The organism is Mycobacterium conspicuum, from assembly GCF_010730195.1.
Taxonomy (GTDB): Bacteria; Actinomycetota; Actinomycetes; order Mycobacteriales; family Mycobacteriaceae; genus Mycobacterium; species Mycobacterium conspicuum.
The window spans coordinates 710,801-737,320 of the sequence record NZ_AP022613.1; the positions used below are offsets into that span (position 1 = coordinate 710,801).

23 protein-coding genes and 1 pseudogene are annotated in these 26,520 nt (G+C 68.9%); 20 read left to right on the plus strand and 4 right to left on the minus strand.

Annotated features, from left to right (window positions below; genetic code table 11):
- Positions 1-72: 72 nt before the first annotated feature.
- The 5 genes from rplM (at position 73) to G6N66_RS03455 (ending at position 4,205) form a co-directional block, all read left to right on the plus strand.
- Positions 73-516, plus strand: coding sequence for a 50S ribosomal protein L13 (rplM, locus tag G6N66_RS03435; protein WP_085233521.1), 444 nt, complete (start codon positions 73-75; stop codon positions 514-516).
- A 71-nt stretch (positions 517-587) separates the two neighbouring features.
- A complete protein-coding gene (gene rpsI / locus G6N66_RS03440) occupies positions 588-1,046 on the plus strand; it encodes a 30S ribosomal protein S9 (protein WP_372515651.1) in 459 nt (152 codons plus the stop codon).
- 160 nt (positions 1,047-1,206) lie between these two features.
- Entirely contained in the window at positions 1,207-2,544 is a 1,338-nt protein-coding gene (gene glmM / locus G6N66_RS03445; RefSeq protein WP_085233522.1) for a phosphoglucosamine mutase, read from the plus strand.
- Between the two features lie 45 nt (positions 2,545-2,589).
- On the plus strand, positions 2,590-2,898 hold the full coding sequence (locus tag G6N66_RS03450) for a type VII secretion target (RefSeq protein ID WP_085233523.1): 309 nt from the start codon (positions 2,590-2,592) through the stop codon (positions 2,896-2,898).
- 2 nt (positions 2,899-2,900) lie between these two features.
- Positions 2,901-4,205 (plus strand): hypothetical protein, encoded by a 1,305-nt coding sequence (locus G6N66_RS03455; protein WP_085233524.1) that lies wholly within the window; start codon positions 2,901-2,903, stop codon positions 4,203-4,205.
- A 6-nt stretch (positions 4,206-4,211) separates the two neighbouring features.
- On the opposite strand, the gene G6N66_RS03460 is transcribed toward G6N66_RS03455, so the two are convergent.
- The 3 genes from G6N66_RS03460 to G6N66_RS03470 are packed head-to-tail and all read right to left on the minus strand — an operon-like array spanning position 4,212 to position 6,341.
- The gene (locus G6N66_RS03460; protein ID WP_085233525.1) at positions 4,212-5,255 is read right to left on the minus strand and encodes an LLM class F420-dependent oxidoreductase; all 1,044 of its coding nucleotides are present in this window, start codon (positions 5,253-5,255) and stop codon (positions 4,212-4,214) included.
- A 9-nt stretch (positions 5,256-5,264) separates the two neighbouring features.
- On the minus strand, positions 5,265-6,104 hold the full coding sequence (locus G6N66_RS03465; protein ID WP_085233526.1) for a dienelactone hydrolase family protein: 840 nt from the start codon (positions 6,102-6,104) through the stop codon (positions 5,265-5,267).
- 9 nt (positions 6,105-6,113) lie between these two features.
- Complete coding sequence (locus tag G6N66_RS03470; protein WP_085233527.1) at positions 6,114-6,341, minus strand: Rv1535 family protein; 228 nt, start codon at positions 6,339-6,341, stop codon at positions 6,114-6,116.
- A 658-nt stretch (positions 6,342-6,999) separates the two neighbouring features.
- Here G6N66_RS03470 and glmS point away from each other — a divergent pair.
- The 14 genes and pseudogenes from glmS to tsaD all read left to right on the plus strand — a co-directional run bounded on the left by glmS (position 7,000) and on the right by tsaD (position 25,224).
- A complete protein-coding gene (glmS, locus tag G6N66_RS03475) occupies positions 7,000-8,874 on the plus strand; it encodes a glutamine--fructose-6-phosphate transaminase (isomerizing) (protein WP_085233528.1) in 1,875 nt (624 codons plus the stop codon).
- Positions 8,867-9,721, plus strand: a pseudogene (locus tag G6N66_RS03480) (DUF4436 domain-containing protein); the annotation flags it as partial. The gene glmS and the pseudogene G6N66_RS03480, both read left to right, overlap by 8 nt.
- 424 nt (positions 9,722-10,145) lie before the next feature.
- On the plus strand, positions 10,146-10,994 hold the full coding sequence (locus G6N66_RS03485; RefSeq protein ID WP_085233530.1) for a DUF4436 domain-containing protein: 849 nt from the start codon (positions 10,146-10,148) through the stop codon (positions 10,992-10,994).
- Positions 10,995-11,186: 192 nt separating this feature from the next.
- Positions 11,187-13,817 (plus strand): carboxylate--amine ligase/circularly permuted type 2 ATP-grasp protein, encoded by a 2,631-nt coding sequence (locus G6N66_RS03490; RefSeq protein WP_179968248.1) that lies wholly within the window; start codon positions 11,187-11,189, stop codon positions 13,815-13,817.
- A gap of 1 nt (position 13,818) precedes the next feature.
- A complete protein-coding gene (locus tag G6N66_RS03495) occupies positions 13,819-15,609 on the plus strand; it encodes an N-acetylglutaminylglutamine amidotransferase (protein ID WP_085233532.1) in 1,791 nt (596 codons plus the stop codon).
- A gap of 4 nt (positions 15,610-15,613) precedes the next feature.
- Positions 15,614-17,470, plus strand: a complete 1,857-nt coding sequence (locus G6N66_RS03500) for an alpha/beta hydrolase family protein (RefSeq protein WP_085233533.1) — start codon at positions 15,614-15,616, stop codon at positions 17,468-17,470.
- Positions 17,471-17,480: 10 nt separating this feature from the next.
- Complete coding sequence (locus G6N66_RS03505; RefSeq protein WP_085233534.1) at positions 17,481-18,902, plus strand: NAD(P)H-hydrate dehydratase; 1,422 nt, start codon at positions 17,481-17,483, stop codon at positions 18,900-18,902.
- Positions 18,903-18,938: 36 nt separating this feature from the next.
- A complete protein-coding gene (locus tag G6N66_RS03510; protein ID WP_139825262.1) occupies positions 18,939-20,303 on the plus strand; it encodes a glutamate decarboxylase in 1,365 nt (454 codons plus the stop codon).
- A gap of 103 nt (positions 20,304-20,406) precedes the next feature.
- On the plus strand, positions 20,407-21,567 hold the full coding sequence (alr, locus tag G6N66_RS03515; RefSeq protein WP_085233536.1) for an alanine racemase: 1,161 nt from the start codon (positions 20,407-20,409) through the stop codon (positions 21,565-21,567).
- Between the two features lie 50 nt (positions 21,568-21,617).
- Positions 21,618-22,670, plus strand: a complete 1,053-nt coding sequence (locus G6N66_RS03520) for an alpha/beta fold hydrolase (protein ID WP_179968249.1) — start codon at positions 21,618-21,620, stop codon at positions 22,668-22,670.
- A complete protein-coding gene (gene tsaE / locus G6N66_RS03525) occupies positions 22,663-23,121 on the plus strand; it encodes a tRNA (adenosine(37)-N6)-threonylcarbamoyltransferase complex ATPase subunit type 1 TsaE (protein WP_085233538.1) in 459 nt (152 codons plus the stop codon). The genes G6N66_RS03520 and tsaE overlap by 8 nt, the downstream gene beginning before the upstream one ends.
- A complete protein-coding gene (gene tsaB, locus G6N66_RS03530; RefSeq protein WP_085233539.1) occupies positions 23,118-23,738 on the plus strand; it encodes a tRNA (adenosine(37)-N6)-threonylcarbamoyltransferase complex dimerization subunit type 1 TsaB in 621 nt (206 codons plus the stop codon). Before tsaE ends, tsaB begins: the two co-directional genes overlap by 4 nt.
- A complete protein-coding gene (rimI, locus tag G6N66_RS03535; protein WP_085233540.1) occupies positions 23,735-24,202 on the plus strand; it encodes a ribosomal protein S18-alanine N-acetyltransferase in 468 nt (155 codons plus the stop codon). The genes tsaB and rimI overlap by 4 nt, the downstream gene beginning before the upstream one ends.
- Entirely contained in the window at positions 24,199-25,224 is a 1,026-nt protein-coding gene (gene tsaD, locus G6N66_RS03540) for a tRNA (adenosine(37)-N6)-threonylcarbamoyltransferase complex transferase subunit TsaD (RefSeq protein WP_085233541.1), read from the plus strand. The genes rimI and tsaD overlap by 4 nt, the downstream gene beginning before the upstream one ends.
- A 3-nt stretch (positions 25,225-25,227) precedes the next feature.
- Here the strand turns inward: tsaD and G6N66_RS03545 are convergent, their stop codons facing one another.
- A complete protein-coding gene (locus G6N66_RS03545) occupies positions 25,228-25,824 on the minus strand; it encodes a C39 family peptidase (protein ID WP_085233597.1) in 597 nt (198 codons plus the stop codon).
- A 336-nt stretch (positions 25,825-26,160) separates the two neighbouring features.
- Between G6N66_RS03545 and groES the strand changes: the two genes are divergently transcribed.
- Complete coding sequence (gene groES, locus G6N66_RS03550) at positions 26,161-26,463, plus strand: co-chaperone GroES (protein WP_007167930.1); 303 nt, start codon at positions 26,161-26,163, stop codon at positions 26,461-26,463.
- The last annotated feature ends 57 nt before the right edge of the window (positions 26,464-26,520 follow it).

The following is a 26,520-nucleotide window of genomic DNA, read 5'->3' on the forward strand; positions in this document are numbered from 1 at the left end:
CAACCCAACCGTCAACGCCTGACCGGTACCCGGGTCACCCGGGATCCACCTCGAGATAGAAGAAGGTAAGCGGTGCCCACATATGCGCCCAAGGCGGGTGACACCACGCGGTCGTGGTACGTCATCGACGCCACGGACGTGGTGCTTGGTCGCCTTGCCGTCGCAGCAGCCACGCTGCTCCGCGGCAAGCACAAGCCGACGTTCGCTCCCAATGTCGACGGCGGCGACTTCGTCATCGTCATCAACGCCGACAAGGTCGCCATCGGCGGCGACAAACTGCAGCAGAAAATCGCTTACCGCCACTCCGGATACCCCGGCGGCCTGCACAAGCGCACCATCGGTGAGCTGATGCAAAAGCAGGCCGACCGCGTGGTCGAAAAGGCGATCGTCGGCATGCTGCCCAAGAACAAGCTGAGCCGCCAGATCCAGCGCAAGCTGCACGTCTACGCCGGCCCGCAGCATCCGCACGCCGCGCAGAAGCCGGTTCCGTTCGAGATCAAGCAGGTGGCCCAGTGACCGAGACCGAAACCAGCCTGGAAACCGACGAGCCCACCCTGGAACCCACCCAAGCTCCCGAAGCCGAAGCGGTGGAGGTCGTCGAAGAGGTGGACACCCCCGTCGAAAGCCCGGCGCCCAAGCGCACCGAGTCCTTCGTGTTCGAGCGCCCCATTCAGACCGTCGGCCGCCGCAAGGAGGCGGTGGTCCGGGTGCGCCTGGTGCCCGGCACCGGCAAGTTCGACCTCAACGGCCGCAGCCTGGAGGACTACTTCCCCAACAAGGTGCACCAGCAGCTGATCAAGGCCCCGCTGGTCACCGTGGACCGGGTCGAGAGCTTCGACATCTTCGCCCTGCTGCATGGCGGCGGCCCGTCGGGCCAGGCCGGTGCGCTTCGCCTGGGCATCGCCCGGGCGCTGATCCTGGCGTCGCCGGAGGACCGGCCCCCGCTGAAGAAGGCCGGCTTCCTCACCCGCGACCCGCGCGCCACCGAGCGCAAGAAGTACGGCCTGAAGAAGGCCCGCAAGGCGCCGCAGTACAGCAAGCGCTGATCGGCGATCACTTTCTGGATGCAACGGCGCATCGCGTGCATAGCCCGCGGCGTGTCGGCGCACAATTGTGCGCTGTTTGGGCCAGAAAAGAGTGGGCACGTTAGGTCGGGTATAGGCCCTGTTATTGGTCTGAGCCCAGCAATGTGGGAGGTTTGTCCGCATGGGTCGACTGTTCGGCACCGACGGGGTTCGCGGGGTCGCCAACCGCGAGCTGACCGCCGAGCTGGCGTTGGCGCTGGGTGCGGCGGCGGCCCGGAGGCTGGCGGCGTCGAGCGATCTGCGCAGGCGGGTCGCGGTGATCGGCCGCGATCCGCGGGCCAGCGGCGAGATGCTGGAGGCCGCCGTCATCGCCGGACTCACCAGCGAGGGCATCGACGCGCTGCGGGTCGGGGTGTTGCCCACGCCCGCGGTGGCGTACCTGACCGGCGCGTATGACGCCGACTTCGGCGTGATGATCTCGGCGTCACACAACCCGATGCCCGACAACGGGATCAAGATCTTCGGACCCCGCGGACACAAACTGGACGACGACACCGAGGACCAGATCGAGGAACTCGTCGCCGCCGGCCCCGGGTTGCGCCCCGTCGGCGCCGGGCTCGGTCGCGTCATCGACGCCGAGGACGCGGCGGAGCGCTACCTGCGCCACCTGAGCAAGGCCAGCACCGGCACGCTCGACAAGCTGACCGTGGTCGTCGACTGCGCGCACGGCGCCGCGTCGTCGGTGGCGCCGCGGGCCTACCGCGCGGCCGGTGCCCGGGTCATCGCGATCAACGCGGAGCCCAACGGCATCAACATCAATGACGACTGCGGATCGACCCACCTCGACTCGCTGCGCTCGGCGGTCCTCGCCCACCACGCCGACCTGGGCCTGGCGCATGACGGCGATGCCGACCGGTGCCTGGCCATCGACGCCAACGGCGACCTGGTCGACGGCGACGCCATCATGGTGGTGCTCGCGCTGGCGATGAAGGAGGCCGGCGAACTGGCCGGCGACACCGTGGTCGCCACCGTGATGAGCAACCTCGGGCTGCACCTGGCGATGCGGTCGGCCGGGGTCAGGGTGCGCACGACGGGCGTCGGCGACCGCTACGTCCTCGAGGAGTTACGCGCCGGCGACTTCAGCCTCGGTGGCGAGCAGTCCGGACACATCGTGATGCCGGCGCTGGGCTCGACCGGCGACGGCATCGTCACGGGACTGCGATTGATGGCGCGCATGGCGCAGACCGGCTCGTCGCTGGCCGAACTCGCGTCGACGATAAAGTCGCTGCCGCAGGTGCTGATCAACGTCCAGGTCGCCGATAAGGCGACCGCCGCCGCCGCGCCGGCGGTGCGCACGGCGGTCGACGAGGCCGAGGCCGAACTGGGCGACACCGGCCGAATCTTGTTGCGCCCCTCGGGAACTGAACCCATGATCCGGGTCATGGTGGAAGCGGCCGACGAAGACGTCGCCCACCGGGTGGCGACTCGTGTTGCCGACGCGGTGAGTTCGCAGCGCTAATTCTTTTGCGGGAACTCCCGCGCCTTGTCCGGCGTCGGAATAGGCATGAGACCCGACAGCCGTTCCACCGGTATCGACACCGGCGCCGTGCACGCGATCGCCGAGCGGTTCGGTGACGCCGCCGAACTCCTCGACGCCGCCGTCTATGACCACATGGCCGCCCTCGCGTTCGGCGGGTCCGGCGCGGGCCGCGCCCACACCGCGAGCGGCGACGCGTTACGCGGCGCGCTGGACCGGTTGACGGCCGAGGTGTCGCGGTGGTCGCGGGCCGCCGTCGAGATCGCCGTCGCCATGCGGGCCAGCGCCAACCGCTACGCCGACGCCGACGGGTATGCCGCGGCGCGGATCGCCTGATCATGGCCGAGCGGTTCGACGTCGCCGGCCGCCTCGCCGAGGGCCGGCCGGCCGTCGAACACACCCAGGCCTACGTGCGGGCGTGTCAGGTGCTGGGCTATCACGATCCCGAATTGACTTCCCGCCCAAACCAAATCAGAGATTGGTACGACAGCGAGCAAGGGCTCGACCTGCACGCGCTCGACGGCGACTGTGCGCGGCTGCGGGCGGCGGCCGGGGCGGTCACCGAAGCGCTGCGGATGCAGCGCGCCCAAGTCGACGAGCTGGCGGCGGCGTGGACCGGGCCCGGGGCGGAGTCCGCGCTCGCCTTTCTGCAGCGCCACTGCGATGCGGCCAACGCGGTGGCCACCGAGATCCGCGCGGCGGCCCAGCGTTGCGAGTCGCTGCGCGACAACCTGTGGCACCTTGTCGACGTCAAGGTCGCGACGGCCACCGCCATCGACGATCGCACCGCGGCGAACCGGCCCGCGTGGCTGGCCGCGGCCGCCGCGGTCACCGACGGAGACCGGCCCGCTGGCGAACTGGTCCAACAGCAGATAAAACCCTACGTGGACAACGACATTCGCGTCGAATGGCTGGCCGCGATGCGGTCGGCGCGGGCCGGGGTAGCGACGGCCTATGACATGGTGATCGACAAGTTCGCCGCGGCCGCACCGGTCTATTTTGAGATCCCCGAGGACCTCCGGCCCGACCGCGCCCCGCTTCAGCCGGCGAGCGCACCGCCCGTGAGCGCGACGCCCGCGCCCGCGCGTCCCACCCTGGTCCCCGAGCCGGCGCCGGCTGAAGTTGCCCCACCTCCCGCGCCGGCCGCGACATCCGCGCCGCCCGTGCCACTCGCGGCGCCGGACTTGGGCACCGGGCTGGGAGATGCGTCGGCGCTGCCCGCTGGTCTCGGTGGTACCTCCGGCCCCGACGGACTGGGCGGGCTCGGCGGGCTGGGTGGGCTGGGCGGCCTCGCGAATCGGATCATCGACGAGTTGAGTGGGCTGCTGGGTTCGGACGATCCGTCGGGGCTTGACGACGCGCCGGACCCCGACGACACCGACGCCGACGACACCGACGCAGAAGACACCGACGACACCGACCACCCCGCCGACGACAAAGCCGACGATGACGAGGAGTCCGATCCCGAGCCGGACAAGCCCGACGAAAGCCAGAACGTCGTGGCCGAGGAGGCCGCCCCGGACGACGCGCCGCCGCCGGCCACGCCACCGATCGACGCGCCGCCGCCGGTAGCCGCGCCGCCGCCGGGTGCAAAGACCCCGTGTGAGATCGCGGCCGACGAGCTGCCGAAGGCGGGGCAGTGATCCCGCTCAGGCGGGGCGCAGCTCGAGCACTTCCTCGACGTAGCGCATGGCTTCGGCGGAGTCGGCCGCCAGCGGGCTCACCAGCATCGTCGTCACCCCGGCCTCGGCGAACGCGGCCAGCCGTTCGGCGACGAATCCGCGCGGGCCGATCAGCGAGAGTCCACGCACCAATTCGTCGGGCACCGCCTCGATGGCCTCACGCTTGCGCCCGGCCAAGTACAGCTCCTGGATCCGGTCGGCGACTTCGCCGTACCCGTAGCGGGTGGCCACGTTGTGGTAGAAGTTCCGTCCCTTGGCGCCCATGCCGCCGAGGTACAGACCCAGTTGCGGTTTGGTCCACGCCAGCCGCTCCTCGACGTCGTCGCCGATGGCCAGCGACGCGTGCACCATGACATCGAGGGGGCCGAGGGCGGGGTCGCGCTTGGCGGCGCCCGCCGCCAGCGCCCCACCCCAGATCGACGATGCCTTTTCGGGATAGAAGAAGACCGGGTGCCAGCCCTCGGCGATCTCGGCGGTCAGCTCGACATTCTTGGGGCCCAGCGCCGCGATCAGAATCGGAATGCGTTCGCGCACAGGGTGATTGATGAGCTGAAGGGCCTTGCCCAAACCGGTTCCGCGGTCGGCGGGCAGCGGCAGCTGATAGTGCTTGCCGTCATACCGCACCCGTTCGCGCCGCCACACCTGCCGGCAGATCTCCACGATCTCGCGGGTGCGTTCGATCGGCGCGTCGAACTCGACACCGTGAAATCCCTCGATCACCTGAGGCCCGGACGTGCCGATGCCGAGGCGAAACCGGCCGTCGGACACGAAATCCAGCCCCGCCGCGGTCATCGCCAACAGCGACGGCGTGCGGATGTAAATGGGGAACACACCCGAGGCCAATTCCACGGTGTTGGTCTTGGCCGCCAGGTACCCGAGTTGGCTGACCGCGTCATAGGAGTAGGCCTCGGCCACCACGGCGATGTCGAGACCCGACTTCTCGAGCGCAACGACGCGGTCGACGGCCTCGTGAAATCCGCGGGAGTAATCCAGGGCAATGCCGATGCGCATCAACGCTCCTTACTTCAGCAGCGCGACGATCTTTTCTTCCGGGGTAACCGGTTCCGCGTCGGGGTCCACCGGCACGGTCCGCGGCAGTTGCACGTCCGGGTCGGCGAAGTCGCGGTAGGTCTTGTCGCCGGCGAGCGTGGCAAGCAGATAGCCGGTGATCAGTGCCCGCACCGCCTTTTGCGTGCCGCGGTGCGGGCCGCCGAGCCCGATCGCCTGCGTCAGTCGCCGACCCTCGGCCAGACCCGCGGCTTCACCCTTTTTGACGATGCGCAACGTGGCCGCCTTCCACACCGCGGACAACGCGAGGGCGTTGGCGTTCAACGCGGTCGGGTCCGCGGGCGTGGTCAGGATCAAACCCGGGACCTTCAGCGTCGCGGCGGGCTGCTCGGGCGGGGGACTGGTGAACGTCGGGAAGATCGCCGTCACGGCCGCCAGCTTGGCGGGCATGCCCGCCGCGGCGAACACCGCGGCCGAGCCGCCGAACCCATGACCCACCACGCCGAGCTTGGCCGGGTGCACGCTGATCTTGCCCGGTCCGAGTCGCACCCCCGCCACGATGTCCAACGCCGTGCCCAGGTCGAAGGCCAGGTTGAGCACCGAAGGCGCCAGCCCCCGCTGCGTGTCGGGCGCCCCGGCCACGATGCCCCACGATGCCAGATGCTCCAGCAGACCCGAATAACGGTCGGCACCGGTAAGCCAATCGTGGCCGAACGCGACCGCGGGCAGGTTCAGCCCCGCTTCGGGGGTGTACACCACTCCCGGCAAGCCGGCGAAGGCCAGGTCACCTCGCAAAACCCGGTGCGGACCACGGCGGGTGAGGGCGGCGAAGAGCTTGCGGGTGCGGGCCACCCCTAGACGTTAGCGAACCTCGATCACACCCACGCGCCACAGCGCCGCGTACATGTGGCGCAGCGGGATGCTCAGCAACCTCGTGGCCGCATCCACCATGGGGTCGCCCCCGGTGTCGATCGGCGCCCGCCGCACCCGCTTCTTCGTCGCCGCGGGCGCCACGGCCAGCCGGGTGGTGGGCCGGATGTCGCTGGCCACATCGATAACGTCGATATCGTCCAAAAGAACTGCGGTCATGATTCCTCCAAGAGATTATTGGCAAATAGAATTGGTGAATTAGCTGGTTATGAGAACCATTTGCGGACAATTGCGTATTCGTATATCGCTAATCCGTGACGCATCCCCCCGTGGGGTAAACCGGTCGCTCGGTTATCGGCATTGTCGCCAGCTGGATCGGTTGCTGACGGAGAACAGTTTTACGGCCGGCAAGGGGTCGCCGCGCACGCAATAAAGGCTTGGACTGCAACGGAATTGGTCCGTGGCAAGCGTTTCAAGAGTCGGTAGGGTGGTGATCAGGCGGGCGTCAACTCCGTCGTCCTTTCCGCTGGTGCCGTTGGGCTATCGCCTTGGTGTGTCTGCCAATTCAGCGTGGGCTGATTTAGCGGATCCCCCTGGCTTCTGATAGTTGCCAGCCTTGCTTATATTCCGAGAGTAAGTCGGCCGGTTGCTGAGGCAATGACGTAATCGAAAACGTCACAAAGACATCAGGTGAAAAGGACCCCTATTTAATAGGAAGTCGACATGAATTGAAATGGAACCGAACGTGTCATCTCGTCGTAATCTGGCCGGGGTAGCGCCACCCGATCGGCCCCACCGCGCCCGGGTCGCGCGGCATTTCCCCAGGTCAGTGTGCTGCAACGGGCCGGGAGCGGTGGCGTGCACTACCCTGATCAGAATGTGCGGAATTGTCGGCTACGTCGGGCGCGGCTGCGCCTGCGAGGTTGTCATGGACGCGCTGCGACGCATGGAATACCGCGGCTATGACTCGTCGGGACTCGCCCTGGTCGACGGTCATGGCAAACTCACTGTCCGTCGCCGGGCCGGCGGACTGGCCAACCTTGAGGACGCCGTGGCCGAGATGGCCGAGACGTCCGAGGACTGGCGCACCGCCAGCACCGGCCTGGGCCACACCCGCTGGGCGACGCACGGCCGCCCCACCGATCGCAACGCGCACCCCCACCGCGACGCCGCCGGCAAGATCGCCGTCGTCCACAACGGCATCATCGAGAATTTCGCCAGCCTGCGCCATGAGCTGGAGACCGCCGGCGTCGAATTCGTCAGCGACACCGACACCGAGGTCGCGGTGCATCTGGTGGCCCGGGCCTACCAGCACGGCGACACCGCCGGCGACTTCCCCGCCTCCGTGCTCGCCGTGCTGCGCCGCTTGGAAGGCCACTTCACCCTGGTGTTCGCCAATGCCGACGAGCCGGGCACCATCGTCGCCGCCCGCCGGTCCACACCGCTGGTGGTGGGGATCGGCGACGGCGAGATGTTCGTCGGCTCCGACGTGGCGGCGTTCATCGAACACACCCGTCGGGCGGTCGAACTGGGCCAGGACCAGGCCGTAGTGATCACCGCCGACGGCTACCGGATCACCGATTTCGACGGCAACGATGATGTCGAATTCCGCGAGTTTCACATCGACTGGGACCTGGCCGCCGCCGAAAAGGGCGGCTACGAGTACTTCATGCTCAAGGAGATCGCCGAGCAGCCCGCCGCGGTGGCCGACACGCTGCTCGGCCACTTCGTCAACGGCCGCATCGTGCTGGACGAACAGCGGCTCTCCGACCAGGAATTGCGCGAGATCGACAAGGTATTCGTGGTTGCCTGCGGCACCGCCTACCACTCCGGGCTGCTGGCGAAATACGCGATCGAGCACTGGACGCGGCTGCCGGTGGAAGTGGAGCTTGCCAGCGAATTCCGCTACCGGGACCCGGTGCTGGACCGCAGCACGCTGGTGGTGGCGATCTCCCAATCCGGGGAAACCGCAGACACTTTGGAAGCGGTCCGGCACGCCAAGGAGCAGAAGGCCAAGGTGCTGGCGATCTGCAACACCAACGGCAGCCAGATCCCGCGCGAGTGCGATGCGGTGCTCTACACCCGCGCCGGACCGGAGATCGGGGTGGCCTCGACGAAAACCTTCCTGGCCCAAATTGCCGCCAACTACCTGCTGGGCCTGGCGCTGGCGCAGGCCCGGGGCACCAAGTACCCCGACGAGGTGGCGCGCGAATACCGCGAACTGGAAGCGATGCCCGACCTGGTGGCGCGGGTGATCGCGGCGATCGAGCCGGTAGCCGAGCTGGCTCGCCGGTTCGCTCAGTCGACGTGCGTGCTGTTCCTGGGCCGCCACGTCGGCTACCCGGTGGCGCTGGAAGGCGCGCTGAAACTCAAGGAATTGGCCTACATGCACGCCGAGGGGTTCGCCGCCGGCGAGCTCAAGCACGGCCCGATCGCGCTGATCGAAGAAGGCCTGCCGGTCATCGTTGTGATGCCTTCCCCGAAGGGGTCGGCCACGCTGCACGCCAAGCTGCTGTCCAACATCCGGGAGATCCAGGCCCGCGGCGCGGTGACCGTGGTGATCGCCGAGGAGGGCGACGACACCGTGCGCCCCTACGCCGATCACTTGGTCGAAATCCCGGCGGTATCAACGCTTTTGCAGCCCCTGCTGTCGACCATCCCGCTTCAGATGTTCGCCGCGTCGGTCGCGCGGGCCCGCGGTTACGATGTCGACAAACCGCGTAACCTGGCGAAGTCGGTGACCGTTGAGTAGGCGACGCACGCGACTGGGCATCTTGGGTGTCGCATTCTTCGTCGTCGTCTATGTCGTCTCAATTGTGTTGTATATCAACAACGGTTCGGGCCACCCCCACGTGGTTGTCCACGGTCCATCGATGGACGACGCAACCCGGGTGATCATCGATGCCGACAGCATGAAGTCCGATAGCAGCGTGCTTGTCATCAACGTCAACGTGTCACCCGCACCGGCGCTGTTGGACCCGCTGACCCACACGCTCAAGGACGACCTCAATATCGTGGTCACTTCCGCGGTCACGAGCAGCAAGCACACCTGGCAGAAGGGCACCCTGCCCGACGCCTTCCGCGTCTCCCTGGGGGTGGCCGGCGACGTCGCGAATTGGCCGTTCGACGAATACCATTCGGGGCCGATCGTGGCTGAGCTCCTGTCCGGCTCGTCGTACACGCCGGTGCCGACGGCGGTGACGTTGGTCAATCGTCTGCTGGGCTGGGAGGTCGCGGTCAGCCCCGTCAACGACACCAGCGAGATCGGCCCGTACCGGGTGGCGCTGCAGCGATCGCCCAGCACCGTGTTCGCCGGTGTCGCGATCCTCTGCGTCCTCGTCGCGCTGGCGGCCCTGGCCCTTTTCGTTGCGGTGGAAACGGTTTGGGACAGGCGAAAATTTCAGCCGCCGATGACGACGTGGTACGCGGCTATGTTGTTCGCGGTGATGCCGTTGCGTAACGCCCTGCCCGATGCGCCTCCCTTCGGAAGCTGGATCGACGTCACGATTGTCATGTGGGTGATCGTGGCGTTGGCGATCTCGATGGCGCTTTACATCTCCTGCTGGTGGCGGCATTTGCGACCGGAGCCGCAGAAGCCACTAGAACCGGTGCGGCCGGATGCCGCCAGGCCCCCGGAGCCGGTGCCGCCGGCGTGGGAAGCGGTGCAGCCACCGGGCCCGGTGCAGCCGGTGTCGCATACGGAGAAGCCGACGGTGGTGCACACGCTGCCGCCGAATTGGGACCACCCGACGGTTGCTCGTGAGCTGCCGCCGTTGCCGGGACCGCCCGGCGATGGCGGGGGTCCAACCGCCGGGGCCTAGCGGCTGATCGAAATCCCCGCGGTAGCAACGTTTTGCGGCAGCGACGTCGACAAGCCGGGTAGCTGGGCCAAGAGTCGCGGGCACAGTCTCCTGGATCGGCTGAGTTACTATCTGTGCGCGGTAAGCCGTTTCGCACGCTAACCAATCGGGGGAGGCATACTTCTTGTCCGCGGATGATTCTTCCAACCAACCCCATCGCTTTATGCGATTTTTCATCATCGGTCTGGTGATCTTCTTCATCGGGGCGTACATCGCCACGATTGCGCTGTACGCCAAATCGGGTTGCGGGTGCCCTCGGCCGCTCATCGAAGATCAATCTGCTCCGGACGGCACCTCCGTGACGATCAGCCTTGAAGATCTCCAGTCGGTGAAGGGTGCGTTGACGGCCAACGTCACTGTCCAACCGGGCGCTGGGCTGCTGGACCCGCAAACTCACGGACTCAACGCAGATTTGAGTGTCGTGATCCATTCGTCGGTGTCGCCCAGCAAGCGCACCTGGACGGCGGGGATGACCCCGGGCGTTTACCCTGTCCCCCTGACCATTTCGGGTGACCCCTCGAATTGGCCCTTCGATCGCTACCGGACGGGGCCGATCAGCGTCGACATCATCCGTGGCGGAGCGTCAGTAGCCCAGCGGGTGCCGGTGAACTTCGTCGACCGCGTTCCCGGCTGGCTGCTTGCGGTTTCGCCCGTCTCCGGCGGCGCTACACCGGCGCTGTACCGCGTGGAGTTGCATCGATCGCCAAGCACCGCGGCGTTTGGTGCCGTCATCGTCGGTGTGCTGATCGCGATCGCTGGCGTCTCCCTCTTCGTCGCGGTTCAGACACTGCGCAACAAGCGAAAATTCCAACCGCCGATGACAACGTGGTATGCGGCAATGCTCTTTGCGGTGGTTCCGCTGCGCAATGCCCTGCCCGACTCGCCCCCGATCGGATCGTGGCTCGACGTCACGGTCACGCTGTGGGTGATCGTCGTGGTGGTGATGTCGATGCTGATCTACATCTCCTGTTGGTGGCGTCATCTGAGACCCGAGGCCGAAAAACCGGCCTGACGTCCGCGCATGCGAAGGTGGCCGGGGCGCGGCACCTTGTCATCGCCCATTTCGCGGCGATCCTCATCGGGCTGTGCTGCTACCCGTCGCGTGGAGTCCCGGTGATCCGGGTATTAGACGGATGTGTCGAAGGGCCGCTCGGGCAACGGGCCAAGTAACGCGTCGGTAATTGGCCGCCCGTACGGTGGCGGAATGCGACGTTTAACGCCGCGAACATTGGGGGCGGAAGAAGAGTTTCACCTTGTCGACCTGAAGACACGGCGACTCACCGCGCGCGCTCCGGAGCTGTTGGCCGAGCTGAACGAGAACTACGTCGCCGAGTTGCAGCGCTGTGTCATCGAGACCAACACCCAGGTGGTGGAGTCGCTGCAGGGATTGCGCGACGAAATCGTCCGCCACCGCAAGGTTTTGGTCGACACCGCGGCGGGGCTGGGCATCGGCGTCGTCGCGGCGGGGGCGGTGCCGCTGGCGGTGCCGGCCGAAATGCAGGTGACCAGGACACGGCGTTACCGGCAAATGCTCGCCGACTATCAACTGCTGGCCCGCGAGCAGTTGATCTGCGGCACCCAGATCCACGTCGGCGTCGAGGACCGCGACACGGCGGTCGCCGTCGCCTACCGGGTGGCCGCGTACCTGCCGATCCTGCTCGCGTTGTCGGCCAGCTCGCCTTTCGCGTCGGACGGCTCCGACACCGGCTACGCCAGCATGCGCACGCTCGTCTGGCAGCGTTGGCCGACGACGGGTCTGGCCGCCCCGGTGCAATCGGCCCGCGAGTACGACGACCTGGTCGCCGACCTGGTGGCCAGCGGTGTCATCGCCGACATCGGGATGGTCTATTTCGACGTCCGTCCGGCCAACTGCGCTCCGACGCTGGAGTTGCGGGTCTGCGACAGCTGCCCGTCGGTGGACACCGTGTTGCTGATCGCCGGGATATTCCGGGCATTGGTCGAGCGCGAGCAGGCCGCGGCCCGGGCCGGCGTCCCAGCGACGGTGCTGTCGCCGGCGGTGGGCCGGGCGGCGCTGTGGCGAGCCGCCCGCTCGGGATTGGAGGGCGAGCTCGTCGATGTGACCGGCCCGGCCAGCCGGCCGGCCGCGGAGGTGGTCGGCGCCCTGGTCGACTCGCTGCGCCCGCAACTCGAACAAAGCGACGACTGGGACACCGTCAGCGAATTGAGCCGGGCCGCGCTGGTCGCGGGCACTTCGTCCGCTCGGCAACGGCGCGCGCTGCGCCGCCGTGGCCGTCTCACCGACGTGGTCGACCAGCTCATCGTCGAGACCGCCAACGGCGAGCGCAGCACCCCGACCGGCGCCATCGACGATCCCAGCCTGCTATTCGGCTACCACCCGGGCAGCAAACCCCTGACCGGCCCCGCCCGCGGCGATCCCCGGGTCACCCTCGAAGACAGCTACGACGAGGCGGTCGACGCGGACGGACAGCCCCGCCCGCACTACCGAACGGTCCTGGACACCGTGGCGCGGCTCGGCGCGGCGCAGCTGCGATCCCGGGAAGCGGATATCGAGCAGGAGCAGCGCGCCGACAGCATCATGTTCCGCGTCACCGGCCAGAGCCGGGCCCAGCTGTTCCCTGTCGACCTAGTGCCGCGCATCGTCGACGCGCAGGACTGGGCGGCGCTGTCCGACGGCCTGGCTCAGCGAGCACGCGCGCTGGACGCGTTCCTTCGCGACGTTTACTCGGAGCAGGCGATCGTCGCCGACGGCATCATCGGCGTGCAGGCCCTCGACCGCGCGCCCGGCTTCCGCTCCACGGGCCGCCGCGCGGGCAACACGGTGCGGGCCCACATCAGCGGCACCGACATCGTGTGCGACGGCGCCGGCCGCTGGATGGTGCTCGAAGACAACCTGCGCGTGCCGTCGGGCGTCGCCTACGCGATCGTCAACCACCGGCTGATCGCCAAGCACATCCCCGAATTGCAACCGCCCGCCCCGATCGAGGACCCCGGACAGACGCCGCGGATGCTGCTCGAGACGCTGCGCGCGGCCGCACCGGCACACGCGCCCGACGACCCCACCGTGGTGATCCTGTCGGCCGGCTGGAAAGACTCCGCGTGGTTCGAACACACATTTTTGGCCGAGGAGATGGACGTCGCGTTGGTGCAGCCGGCCGACCTGACGGTGCGCGACGGAAAGCTGGTGCAGCACATCGGTTCTCACGTGCGACGCATCGACGTCGTGTATGCGCGGATGGACGAAGACATGCTGCTGTCCTCCCACGGGTACGACGACGCGCCCCTGCGCCCGGGACTGCTGGAGGCGGTCAGCGACGGCAACCTCACGATCGCCAACGCGCTGGCCAACGGGGTGGCCGACGACAAGGCCATCTACGCCTACGTCCCGGCCATGATCGAGTACTACCTCGGCGAAAAGCCACGACTGGCTCAGGTGCCGACGTGGATCTGCGCCGAACGCGAACAGCGCGACTTCGTGCTGGCCCACCTGGGCGACCTGGTGGTGAAACCGATCGACGGGTTGGGCGGCAGCGGTGTGCTGATCGGGCCGGAGGCCTCCGACGCCGCGGTCGAGGCTCGCCGCGCCGAATTGGAGGCGCAACCCGAGCGGTTCATCGCCCAGGAGCCGATCAACCTGTCCACCCACCCCACGTTCGACGGCGGCGGCTTATACCCCCACCACGTCGACCTGCGCGCCTTCGTCCATCTGCGGCCCGATGCTGGTTCCGTCTCGGCGCACGTGATGCCCGCGGCGCTGACGCGAGTGGGGGTGCGCGGGTCGCGGATCGTCAACTCATCGTCGGGCGGCGGCAGCAAGGACACCTGGATTCTGGGCGCAGTCGATGGGGGCGGATGACATGTGCGGTATCTGCGGTGAAATCCGTTGGGACGGAAGGGCAGCCGACGTCGGGGCGGTGGCCCGGATGACATGCGCGATGACCTCGCGCGGGCCGGACGCCGACGGGGTGGTCGCGCACGGACCCGTGGCCCTCGGGCATCGGCGACTGTCGATCATCGACCTGTCGGCTCGCGGGGCGCAACCGATGGTCGACGCCGAACTCGGATTGAGCCTGGCCTTCAACGGCTGCATCTACAACTACCAGGAGCTGCGTAAGCAACTTCAGGCCGACGGGTACCGATTCTTCTCCACCGCCGACAGCGAGGTCGTGATCAAGGCGTTCCACAAGTGGGGCGCGCACTGCGTCGAGCGATTCAAGGGGATGTTCGCGTTCGCCATCGCCGACCGGGACACCGGTGTGCTGACGCTGGCCCGGGACCGGCTGGGCATCAAGCCGCTTTACCTGGCGGCGGCGCCGGGCCGGCTGCGGTTCGCGTCCAGCATGCGGGCGCTGCTACAGGCTGGCGAGCCCGGTGAGATCGACACCGAACTGGACCGCGAGGCCCTGCACCACTACATGACGTTCCACTCCGTGGTGCCGGCGCCGCTGACCATCTACCGCGGCGTGCGCAAGCTTCCGCCCGCGACGGTACGGGTGATCCAGCCCGACGGGTCGCACACCGAAACCGTCTACTGGACACCGAAATTCGGCCGCGACCCAGACAAGGCGTCCTGGTCGGGCCGCGACTGGGAAGCCGCGTTGATGGACGCGCTGCGCACCGCGGTGAAGCGCCGGATGGTCGCCGACGTCCCCGTGGGTGTGCTGCTGTCGGGCGGCATCGACTCCTCGATCGTGGTGGCGCTGCTGGCCGAGCAGGGCCAGCACGGGTTGGCCACCTTCAGCATCGGCTTCGACTCGTCCGACGGCGAATCCGGCGACGAGTACTTCTACTCCGACCTGATCGCCAAGACCTTCGACACCGACCACCACAAGATCCACATCGACACCTCGCGGCTGACGCCCGCGGTGCCGAAAAGCATTGCCGCCATGAGCGAACCGATGGTCAGCCACGACTGCGTGGCCTTCTACCTGCTGTCGGGCCAGGTCAGCAAGTCGGTGAAGGTGGTGCAATCCGGGCAGGGCGCCGACGAGATTCTGGCCGGCTACTCCTGGTACCCGCCGCTGGCGAACATTGCGCGCGAGCAGACCACCGAGGCCTACGCCAAGGTGTTCTTCGACCGCAGCCACGACGAGGTGCTGTCAATCCTGGCCCCCGAGTACGGGATTGACGCCGACGTGAGCCGCGAGTTCGCGACGGCCCATCAGGGCGCACCGGGCGCCGACAGCGCGGTGGATGCCGCGTTGCGGCTGGATACCCAGGTGATGCTCGTCGACGATCCGGTCAAACGCGTTGACACCATGACCATGGCGTGGGGCCTGGAAGCGCGGGTGCCGTTCCTCGACCACGACTTCGTCGAGCTGGCGGCTACCTGCCCGCCCGAACTGAAACTGGCCTCGGCCGGCAAGGGTGTGCTGAAAAACGGTTCACGCAAGCTGCTTCCGGCGGAGGTGATCGACCGCACCAAGGGACACTTCCTGGTGCCGGGCATCCGCCATCTGCACGGCGAGCTGCTCGACATGGTGGGCGACGCGCTGACCAACGACGCCGCCCGCGCGCGCGGGCTGTATCGCCCCGAGGCCATCCAAGCGCTGCTGGCCGAGCCCAACCGCACACGGACCACGTTGGGCGCCAACGCGTTGTGGCAACTGGCCGTGCTGGAAATGTGGCTGCAGGGCATGGCGGGCTGAGGCGATGGCCCAGCAGGTCCGCGCGCTCTACGGCGCGTCGCTGTCGCCGGACGCGACGGCGTTCGCCCATCTGGTCGACGACGGCGGTTATCCCCGTGCGGTGCAACGGTTTCTACGGGGCCGGCGGGCCAGCTCGTCGCGGGATGTGGAGCTACCGGTCGAGGGCGCGGTCTCGCGGGTCATTCACTCTGCGGACGGTCGGTGGCTGGCCTGCGAAGTCGCCCCGGGCGGCGGAACCCGCAGCCAGATCTGGGTCGTCACCACCGACCCCGACGACCGGATGGCCCGCAGGATTGACGACATCGACCGCATCGACGGCATCGACGGAAATGATGCCGGCACCGCCGAGCTGATCGCCTGGGACGGCACCCGGGTGGCCGCGATCCTCACCGGTGAGGACGGCGTCGGGACCTCATGTCTGATCGATCCGGCCGACGGCCAGTGCACGGTGCTGGACCGACGATCCGGCGGCAGACTGGTCGACGCGTGGGCCGGAGCGTCGCTGATACGAGTCGGGCCACGCGGCTACCACGAACTGATCATGCTGCACGGATCGACCGAAATCGCATTGCTGCCATCAGATCCTGGGTCCACCACGGAAGACGGCGTCATTCTCGACGACCACCATCCGCGCCGCGTCCGGCACGGCCCGGATAGTGAGCTGTACTACCCGGGCGCGGACGGCAGCGGATACGTCCGGGCGCTGATCCGCAGCGACAACGGCTGCGAGCATGCCCGGCTGTTGGAAGTCACGGCCACGCCGGACGGCGTCAGCTACTACGTGGTGGCCGAGCGCCCCGACTGTGATCTCGACGCGTTCGTCATCAGTGACGACCTGTCCACCGTTGCGTTGCTGTGGAACCTGCAGGGCCGCAGCGAATTACAGATTCTCGAATACTCCGACAACACGCTGGGAGAACCGATCCCGCTGCCCGGCCTGGTCGCCAGTGAGCTGTCCATCAGTGCGGGCGGGTCGATGGTCGCCGTCACCGTCGAAGGGCCTTCGACGCCGCGCACCGTCGAGCTCGTCGATCCCCGCTCGCGCCAATGGGAGCCGATCGACCGCGAACCCAGTTGCGGCCCAATCATTCCGGGATCGGCGGCCACCACGCTGGAAATCATCACCGCACGCGACGGGTTGCGCCTCAACGCCTGGCTGTACCGGCCCGCGCAGCCAACCGGGGCCGCGATGATCTATCTGCACGGCGGGCCGGAAGGCCAGGCCCGGCCCGGCTACAGCGAGATCTTCGCGCGGCTGGTCGGCGACGGAGTCGTGGTGCTGGCGCCCAACGTTCGCGGCTCCGGCGGCCTGGGCCGGACGTTCGTGCACGCCGACGACAAGGAGAAGCGCTTCGGCGCGATCGACGACGTCGCCGACTGCGTGCGCTTCCTGGTGGACAACGGCGTGGCCGACCCGACGCGGATCGCCTGCGCGGGCTGGTCCTACGGCGGCTACCTGACGCTGGCGGCCCTGACGTTTCACCCCGAGCTGTTCGCCGCGGGCGTCAGCATCTGCGGGATGAGCGATCTCACCACGTTCTACCGCAACACCGAGCCGTGGATCGCCGCCGCGGCGTACCCCGAGTACGGCCACCCGGTGCACGATCGCGAACTGCTGGCGGAGCTCTCCCCGCTGCGCCGCGTGGACGCGTTGACCGCGCCGCTGCTGGTGGTGCACGGCGCCATGGACACCAACGTCCCGGTCGGCGAATCGGAGCAAATCGTGGACGCGCTGCGCCGGGCCGGTCGCGACGTGCGCTACCTGCTGTTCGACGACGACGGACACGGGATCGTCAAGCGCGAGAATCGCGCGGCGTTGGCCACGGCGATGAGTGAATGGCTGGGCAAGGCCGTCGCCTAGGCTGGCGGTGATGCGGCACTACTACTCGGCAGACGCGATCCGCGAGGCGGAAGCCCCGCTGCTGGCCAGCCTGCCCGAGGGTGCGCTGATGCGACGCGCGGCGTTCGGGCTGGCCAGCGAGATCATCTGCGAGCTGGCCCGGCGCACCGGTGGGGTGGCCGGGCGCCGGGTGTGCGCGGTCGTCGGCTCCGGCGACAACGGCGGCGACGCGCTGTGGGCGGCCACCTTCCTGCGCCGTCGCGGCGCGGCCGCCGACGCGGTGCTGCTCAACCCGGACCGCACGCATCGCAAGGGGTTGGCGGCGTTCACCAAGGCCGGCGGGAGAATCGTGCAAAAGGTCTCGGCGGCAACGGATCTCGTCATCGACGGCGTGGTGGGCATTTCCGGATCCGGCCCGCTGCGGCCGGCGGCGGCCGAGGTGTTCGCCGCGGTGGACGCGGCCGGGATCCCGGTGGTCGCCGTCGACATCCCCAGCGGCGTCGACGCGGCGACCGGAGCGGTCACCGGCCCGGCCGTGCACGCGGCGCTGACGGTGACCTTCGGCGGGCTCAAGCCCGTGCACGCGCTGGGCGACTGCGGCCGCGTGCGGTTGGTCGACATCGGGCTCGACCTGCCGGAGACGGACCTGTTCGGCTTCGAGGCCGCCGATGTGGTGGCGCGCTGGCCGGTGCCCGGCGCCCGCGACGACAAATACACCCAGGGCGTGACCGGCGTGCTGGCCGGCTCGTCGACGTATCCGGGCGCGGCGGTGCTGTGCACCGGCGCCGCCGTCGTGACGCATTCCGGCATGGTGCGCTACGCCGGCGGCGCGCATGCCGAGGTGCTCGCGCGCTGGCCGGAGGTGATCGCCTCGCCCACTCCGTCGTCGGCCGGACGGGTGCAGTCCTGGGTGGTCGGGCCCGGGCTGGGCACCGACGACAAGGGGGCCGCCGCGCTGTGGTTCGCGCTGGACACCGACCTGCCCGTGATCGTCGACGCCGACGCGCTGACCATCGTGGCGGCCCATCCCGAGGTGCTCGTCGACCGCGCCGCGCCGACGGTGCTGACGCCGCACGCCGGCGAATTCGCCCGGCTGGCCGGCGCCCCGCCCGGGGACGATCGCGTGAGCGCGTGCCGAAAACTGGCCGACGCGTTCGGCGCGACCGTGCTGCTCAAGGGGAACGTCACCGTCATCGCTGACCCCGGCGGCCCGGTCTACCTGAACCCGGCGGGACAGTCCTGGGCGGCCACCGCCGGCTCCGGGGATGTGCTGTCCGGCATGATCGGCGCGCTGCTGGCGTCGGGGCTGCCGCCGGCCGAGGCGGCCGCGGCCGCGGCGTTCGTGCACGCGCGGGCGGCGGCGATGTCGGCGGCCGACCCGGGTCCCGGCGAGGCGCCGACGTCGGCGTCACGGATCCTGCACCACATCCGGGCGGCCGTGGCTGCCCTATAGACCTTAGAGAGGAATCCCGTGCCCCAACATCCGTCCATGCCAGCGCATTCCATCGCCCCCGCCTACACCGGCCGCCTGTTCACCGCGCCGGTACCCGCGCTGCGGCTGCCCGAGGAATCCATGGACCCCGACGCCGCCTACCGCTTCATTCACGACGAGCTGATGCTCGACGGCAGCTCGCGGCTGAACCTGGCCACCTTCGTCACCACCTGGATGGACCCCGAGGCCGGGCGGCTGATGGCCGAGACCTTCGACAAGAACATGATCGACAAGGACGAATATCCGGCCACCGCGGCCATCGAGCAGCGCTGCGTGTGCATGGTCGCCGACCTGTTCCACGCCGACGGCCTGCGCGACGACGACCCCTCCAGCGCGTGCGGGGTGTCGACGATCGGGTCCAGCGAGGCGGTGATGCTGGGTGGGCTGGCGATGAAATGGCGGTGGCGGGCGAAGGTCGGGAAAGACTGGAAGGGTCGCACCCCCAACCTGGTGATGGGCTCCAACGTGCAGGTGGTGTGGGAGAAGTTCTGCCGCTACTTCGACGTCGAGCCGCGCTACCTGCCGATGGAGGAGGGGCGCTACGTCATCACCCCCAAGCAGGTGGTCGAGGCGGTCGATGAGGACACCATCGGGGTGGTGGCGATCCTGGGCACCACCTACACCGGCGAGCTGGAACCCATCGCGCAGATCTGCGCGGCGCTGGACAAGCTGGCGGCGGGCGGGGGAGTCGACGTTCCGGTGCACGTCGACGCCGCCAGCGGCGGCTTCGTGGTGCCGTTCTTGCACCCCGACCTGAAGTGGGACTTCCGGCTGCCGCGGGTGGTGTCGATCAACGTCAGCGGCCACAAGTACGGCCTGACCTACCCCGGCGTCGGGTTCGTGGTTTGGCGCAGCAAGGAGTACCTGCCCGAGGACCTGGTGTTCCACGTCAACTACCTGGGCGGCGACATGCCGACGTTCACGCTGAACTTCTCCCGCCCCGGCAATCAGGTGGTCGGCCAGTACTACAACTTCCTGCGGCTGGGCCGCGAGGGCTACACCCAGGTGATGCAGACGCTGTCGTCGACCGCGCGCTGGCTGGCCGAGCAGCTGCGCGTCGGGGACCACTGCGAGCTGATCTCGGACGGCTCGGCGATCCCGGTGGTCAGCTTCCGGCTGCAGCGCGGCCTGGGCTACACCGAGTTCGACGTTTCGCATGAACTGCGCGGTTACGGCTGGCAGGTGCCCGCCTACACGATGCCGGACAACGCCACCGACATCTCTGTGCTGCGCATCGTGGTGCGTGAGGGGCTGTCCGCCGACCTGGCCCGGGCGCTGCACGACGACGCCCGCAGCGCGCTGGCCTCGCTGGACAAGCTCAAGCCGGGCGGGCACTACCGCGCCGAGCACTTCGCGCACTGAGTCCTTGCGCTCGCGAGCCGAACCGCACTGCGAAATCAGCGCAGGATTTTCGCACTGACGTTCGGTTCGCGGGCGCTCGCGGCACTTCTGGGACAATGGCGGCGTGGCTGTTACGCCGATATCGCTGAGGCCCGGGGTCCTCGCCGAGGCCGTGGTGGACCTCGGGGCAATCGAACACAACGTGCGGGTGCTGCGCGAGCACGCCGGCTCCGCGCAGGTGATGGCCGTCGTCAAGGCCGACGGCTATGGCCACGGGGCCGCGCGGGTCGCCCGCGCCGCGCTGGCCGCCGGGGCGGCCGAACTGGGGGTGGCCACGGTCGACGAGGCACTGGCGCTGCGGGCCGACGACATCTGCGTGCCGGTGCTGGCCTGGTTGCATGCGCCCGGCACCGACTTCGGGCCCGCGCTGCTGGCCGACGTCGAGATCGCGGTGTCCTCGATACGTCAGCTCGACGAACTGCTCGGCGCGGCGCAGCGGACCGGGCGCACCGCGACGGTGACTGTCAAGGTCGACACCGGGCTGAATCGCAACGGTGTGCCCGCCGCGGAATACCCGACGATGCTGCAGACATTGCGGGTCGGCGCCGCCGAGGGCGCCCTGCGCCTGCGCGGGCTGATGTCGCACCTGGTGTACGCCGACCAGCCCGACAACCCGATCAACGACGTTCAGGCCCAACGGTTCTCCGAGATGCTGGCCCACGCGCGCGATCAGGGGGTGCAATTCGAGGTGGCGCACCTGGCGAACTCGTCGGCCACCCTGTCGCGCCCCGATCTGGCCCTTGATCTGGTGCGCCCGGGCATCGCGGTGTACGGCCTGAGCCCGGTGCCGCAGCTGGGCGACATGGGCCTGATTCCGGCGATGACGGTGAAATGCGCTGTGGCACTGGTCAAATCGATTCGCGCCGGCGAAAGCGTCTCCTACGGTCACACCTGGACCGCGCAGCGCGACACCAATCTGGCGCTGCTGCCGATCGGCTACGCCGACGGCGTGTTCCGCGCGCTGGGCGGGCGGCTGGACGTACTGATCAACGGCCGGCGCCGCCCGGGCGTCGGGCGGATCTGCATGGACCAGTTCGTCGTCGACCTGGGCCCCGGGCAGCCCGACGTCGCCGAGGGCGACGAGGCGATCCTGTTCGGGCCGGGCACCGCGGGCGAGCCCACCGCGCAGGACTGGGCGGATCTGCTCGACACCATCCACTACGAAGTGGTCACCAGCCCGCGCGGTCGCATTACCAGAACCTATCGCGAGGCCGAAAACCGTTGAGTGATGAAGAAACCCGCAAGCGCAGGGCCTGGCTTGCGGGGGGCGCCGGGGTGAGCGCGGTGGCTACCATCGTCGGGGCATCGGCCCGGCGTTCGATGACCGCCCGGGCCGCCGCGCTCGAAGATCCTTACGCTGGCGAGGATTTCGACGACGTGGACGTCGACCGTAGCTACGTGGTGAGCGCGCCCGATGGGGTGCGGTTGACGGTGCGCGAGGACGGCCCGACGGACGCCCCGCTGACCCTGGTCTTCGTGCACGGATTCTGTCTGCGCATGGGCGCCTTCCACTTTCAGCGTCGGCGCCTGGCCGGGCACTGGGTATCCGATGTGCGGATGGTCTTCTACGACCAGCGCGGTCACGGCGAGTCCGCCGAGGCCGACCCCGAGACCTACACGCTGACCCAACTGGGCAAGGACCTGGAAGCCGTGCTGCGGGCGGCGGTGCCGCGCGGGGCGATCGTATTGGTCGGCCATTCGATGGGCGGCATGACCGTGTTGTCGCACGCCCGGCAGTTCCCCGAGCGGTACGGCCGCCGGATTGTCGGTGCGGCATTGATCTCCTCCGCCGCCGAAGGTGTGACCCGGTCCCCCCTGGGCGAGATACTGAAAAACCCTGCGCTGGAAGCGATCCGGTTCACCGCCCGGTCCGCACCCAGTCTGCTGCACCGCGGCCGCACCGTGTCACGGTCGCTGATCGCTCCCATCCTGCGCGCCGCCTCCTTCAGCGACCTGCAAGTCAGCCGCAGCCTGGACGCGTTCTCCCAGCGGATGATGAACGAGACCCCGATCGCCACCATGGTCGGCTTCCTGCCCGCGCTGGAAGCGCACGACGAAACCGCCGGGCTGTGGACGCTGTTGCGGGTCCCGACGCTGATCGCCTGCGGTGACCACGACCTGCTCACCCCCGACGAGTACTCGCGAAAGATGGCGGCCTGTATGCCGCGATCCGAACTGGTCATCGTCACCGGCGCCAGCCACCTGGCGCTGCTGGACAAACCCGACGCCATCAACGACGGACTGATCCGGCTGGTCAACCGGTCGCGGCCGAGCAAGATGGCGCAGCGGTACCGCCGGCTTCGGGAATGGTTGTGCCGCGATGACTAGCTCGGGAACCGCCACACTCGAACGGGTCGAGGACACCGTCGCGCTGGGCTCCCGGCTCGGGGAGCAGCTGCGCGCCGGTGACGTCGTCGTCCTGTCCGGTCCGCTGGGCGCGGGAAAGACGGTGCTGGCCAAGGGGATTGCCGCGGCGATGGACGTCGACGGCCCGGTCACGTCGCCGACCTACGTGCTGGCGCGGGTGCATCCGCCGCGACGACCCGGTGCCCCGGCGATGATCCACGTCGACGTCTACCGGCTGTTGGACCGCAACGCCGCCGACCTGCTCGACGAGCTGGAATCGCTGGACCTCGACACCGAGCTGGCCGACGCGGTCGTCGTGGTGGAGTGGGGCGAGGGTCTGGCCGAACGCCTCGCCGAGCGCCACCTCGACATCCGTCTCGAACGAATCAGCCATTCCGACACCAGGATTGCGACGTGGGAGTGGGGCTCATGAGCGCCATCCTGACCCTCGACACCTCCACTCCGGCGGTGACGGCGGGCATCGTGCGCCGCGACGATCTCAGCGTGCTGGCCGAGCGGGTCACCATCGACGCCCGCGCACATGCCGAGCGGCTGACGCCCAACGTGCTGGCCGCGCTGACCGACGCCGAACTGACCATGGCCGACCTCGACGCCGTCGTGGTGGGCTGCGGGCCCGGCCCCTTCACCGGCCTGCGGGCCGGGATGGCGACCGCCGCCGCCTACGGACACGCGCTGGGCATCCCGGTGCACGGGGTGTGCAGCCTGGACGCGATCGGCGTGCTGACCACCGGCGACACCCTGGTGGTCACCGACGCCCGTCGCCGCGAAATCTATTGGGCGCGATACCAAGACGGGTCACGCACCGACGGTCCCGCGGTCAGCGCCCCCGCCGACGTCGACCCCGGCCCGGCGCGGGCGGTGGCCGGCTCACCCGAGCACGCGGCGCTGTTCGACCTGCCGCGCTGCGAGCCGGTCTACCCGACCCCGGCCGGCCTGGTCGCCGCGGTGAACTGGGCCGACGAACCCGCGCCGTTGGTGGCGTTGTACCTGCGCCGGCCCGACGCCAAGCCGCTGGCGGCGCACCCATGACCGCGCACCTCGAGCCCGTCACCGTCGGGGCGCTGACCCCCGCCGACGCCGCCCGGTGCGCCGAGCTGGAGGCGCAGCTGTTCGACGGCGACGACCCGTGGCCGGCGGTGGCGTTCCAGCGCGAATTGGCCGCCACCCACAACCATTACGTCGCCGCGCGCGCCAACGGCGTGCTGGTCGGCTACGCTGGCATCTCGCGGCTGGGCCGCAAACCGCCGTTCGAGTACGAGGTGCACACCATCGGCGTGGATCCGGCATTCCAAGGGCAGGGCATCGGCCGCAGGATGCTGGCGCAGCTGTTGGAGTTCGCCGACGGCGGCGTCGTCTACCTGGAGGTCCGCACCGACAACGAGGCGGCCATCGCGCTGTACCGCAGCATGGGATTCGAACAGGTCGGCCTGCGCAAGCGCTACTACCGGGTGAGCGGCGCCGACGCCTACACGATGCGCCGGGAGGCCCTGTGACCGTCGTTCTGGCCATCGAAACCTCTTGCGACGAAACGGGAGTCGGCATCGCGCGGCTGGACCGCGATGGCACCGTGACCATGCTGGCCGACGAGGTCGCGTCCAGCGTCGACGAGCACGTCCGGTTCGGCGGCGTCGTTCCCGAGATCGCGTCCCGCGCGCACCTGGAGGCGCTCGGCCCGGCCATGCGCCGCGCGCTGGACGCAGCCGGTCTGGACCGGCCCGATATCGTCGCGGCCACCATCGGGCCCGGGCTGGCCGGCGCCCTGTTGGTGGGAGTCGCTGCGGCCAAGGCGTATTCGGCCGCGTGGGACATTCCGTTCTACGCCGTCAACCACCTGGGCGGGCATCTGGCCGCCGACGTCTACGCGCACGGACCGCTGCCCGAATGCGTGGCGCTGCTGGTGTCCGGGGGCCACACCCATTTGTTGCATGTGCGTTCGCTCGGCGAGCCGATCATCGAGCTGGGCAGCACCGTCGACGACGCGGCGGGGGAGGCCTACGACAAGGTGGCGCGGCTGCTGGGCCTGGGCTACCCGGGCGGCAAGGTCCTCGACGACCTGGCCCGCAGCGGCGACCCCGACGCGATCACGTTCCCGCGCGGCATGACCGGCCCGCGCGATGACCCCTACGCGTTCAGCTTCTCCGGGCTCAAGACGGCGGTCGCCCGGTATGTGGAGAGCCACCCGGACGCCGCCACGGCCGACATCGCCGCCGGGTTCCAGGAAGCCGTCGCCGACGTGCTGACCCGCAAGGCGGTGCGCGCGGCCACCGCACTCGGAGTGCAGACCCTGCTGATCGCGGGGGGAGTGGCCGCCAACTCGCGGCTACGGGAGCTGGCCGCGCAGCGCTGCGCCGCGACGGGCCTCGCGCTGCGGATCCCGCCGCTGCGGCTGTGCACCGACAACGGCGCCATGATCGCCGCGTTCGCCGCGCACCTGGTGGCCGCGGGAGCGCCGCCGTCGCCGCTGGACGTGGCAACCGACCCGGGTCTGCCGGTGGTGCGCGGGCAGCTGCCCTGACCGTCAGGCGACGATAAGCAGGTTGTTGCCGGTGGACCAGGCCTGGGTGAAGGTGGCCATCGGGATCTGCTCATCGCGGCCGTTGGGGGTGCCGCTGTCGTTGAGGTGCACGACGTTGTTGGCGGTGTCGACGCCGGTGACGACGACGGCGTGGTCGGCCTGGGTCCGCTGGCCCTGGCCCGCCGGGTAATTCCAAATGGTCTCGGCGTTGAGGGCGGCGATCACTTTATGGTCGCCGGCCAGGTCCTGTTCCACCGTCTGCATGCTGTTCCCGGTCGTGAGCTGCGCTGGGACGCCATATTTGCCTAGCAGCATGACCATGTCTTCGGGAGAGGTGCCGTCAAGCTTGTAGACGCTGCCGCGGTGGACTTCGCTTTTAGTGAACACGCCGCGCAGCTCGATGCCGATCTGATGCGGTTCCCGCCCGGTGACCTGTCCGACCACGTCGGCGACGGCCATCAGGCCGCAATCGTCGCCGTGCTGGTAGCGCCAATAACGTGCCGCGGCCTGCGGATCTCCGTACATTTGACCGCCCGGGTCGGCGTGGGCGAGCGGCGCCAGGCCGAGCGCGAGGATGACGGCCAGCAGGGGGTTGAGCATGCGGGTGTACACATTGCGATTATGGCCGTTCGGCCGATTCAGGGGAGTGATCCCCGGGACCGGCGGCTCTGGATTCGCTTCGGCAGCGGGGTGGCCTTGAGTGCTAGCACTCTCGTGTATAGAGTGCTAGGTGGCAATCGGCCAAACCCCTGTGTCGGCACCCGCGACGACGGCGCTCGGGCCCGGACGAATGCCATATCACCTGGTAATTCGGACGGTCCAGGGGCAGACCCCGGACCGACCGCCAACTCTGGTCGGGGCATGGGCCCCGAACCCGAACTAACCCGTCCGGGGCGAAGGCCCCGGACCCGAACAACTAAGTTGGAGGCTCCAATCGTGGCGAAGGTGAACATCAAGCCACTCGAGGACAAGATTCTCGTGCAGGCCAACGAGGCCGAGACCACGACCGCGTCCGGTCTGGTCATTCCTGACACCGCCAAGGAAAAGCCACAGGAGGGCACCGTCGTCGCAGTCGGCCCCGGCCGGTGGGACGAGGATGGCGAGAAGCGGATCCCGCTCGATGTGTCGGAGGGTGACACCGTCATCTACAGCAAGTACGGCGGCACCGAGATCAAGTACAACGGCGAGGAATACCTGATCCTGTCGGCACGTGACGTGCTGGCCGTGGTTTCCAAGTAACCAAGTAGTAGGTCGTGTTCCGCCCCGGGCGATCCCCGCGTTTTCGCGGGTGATTCC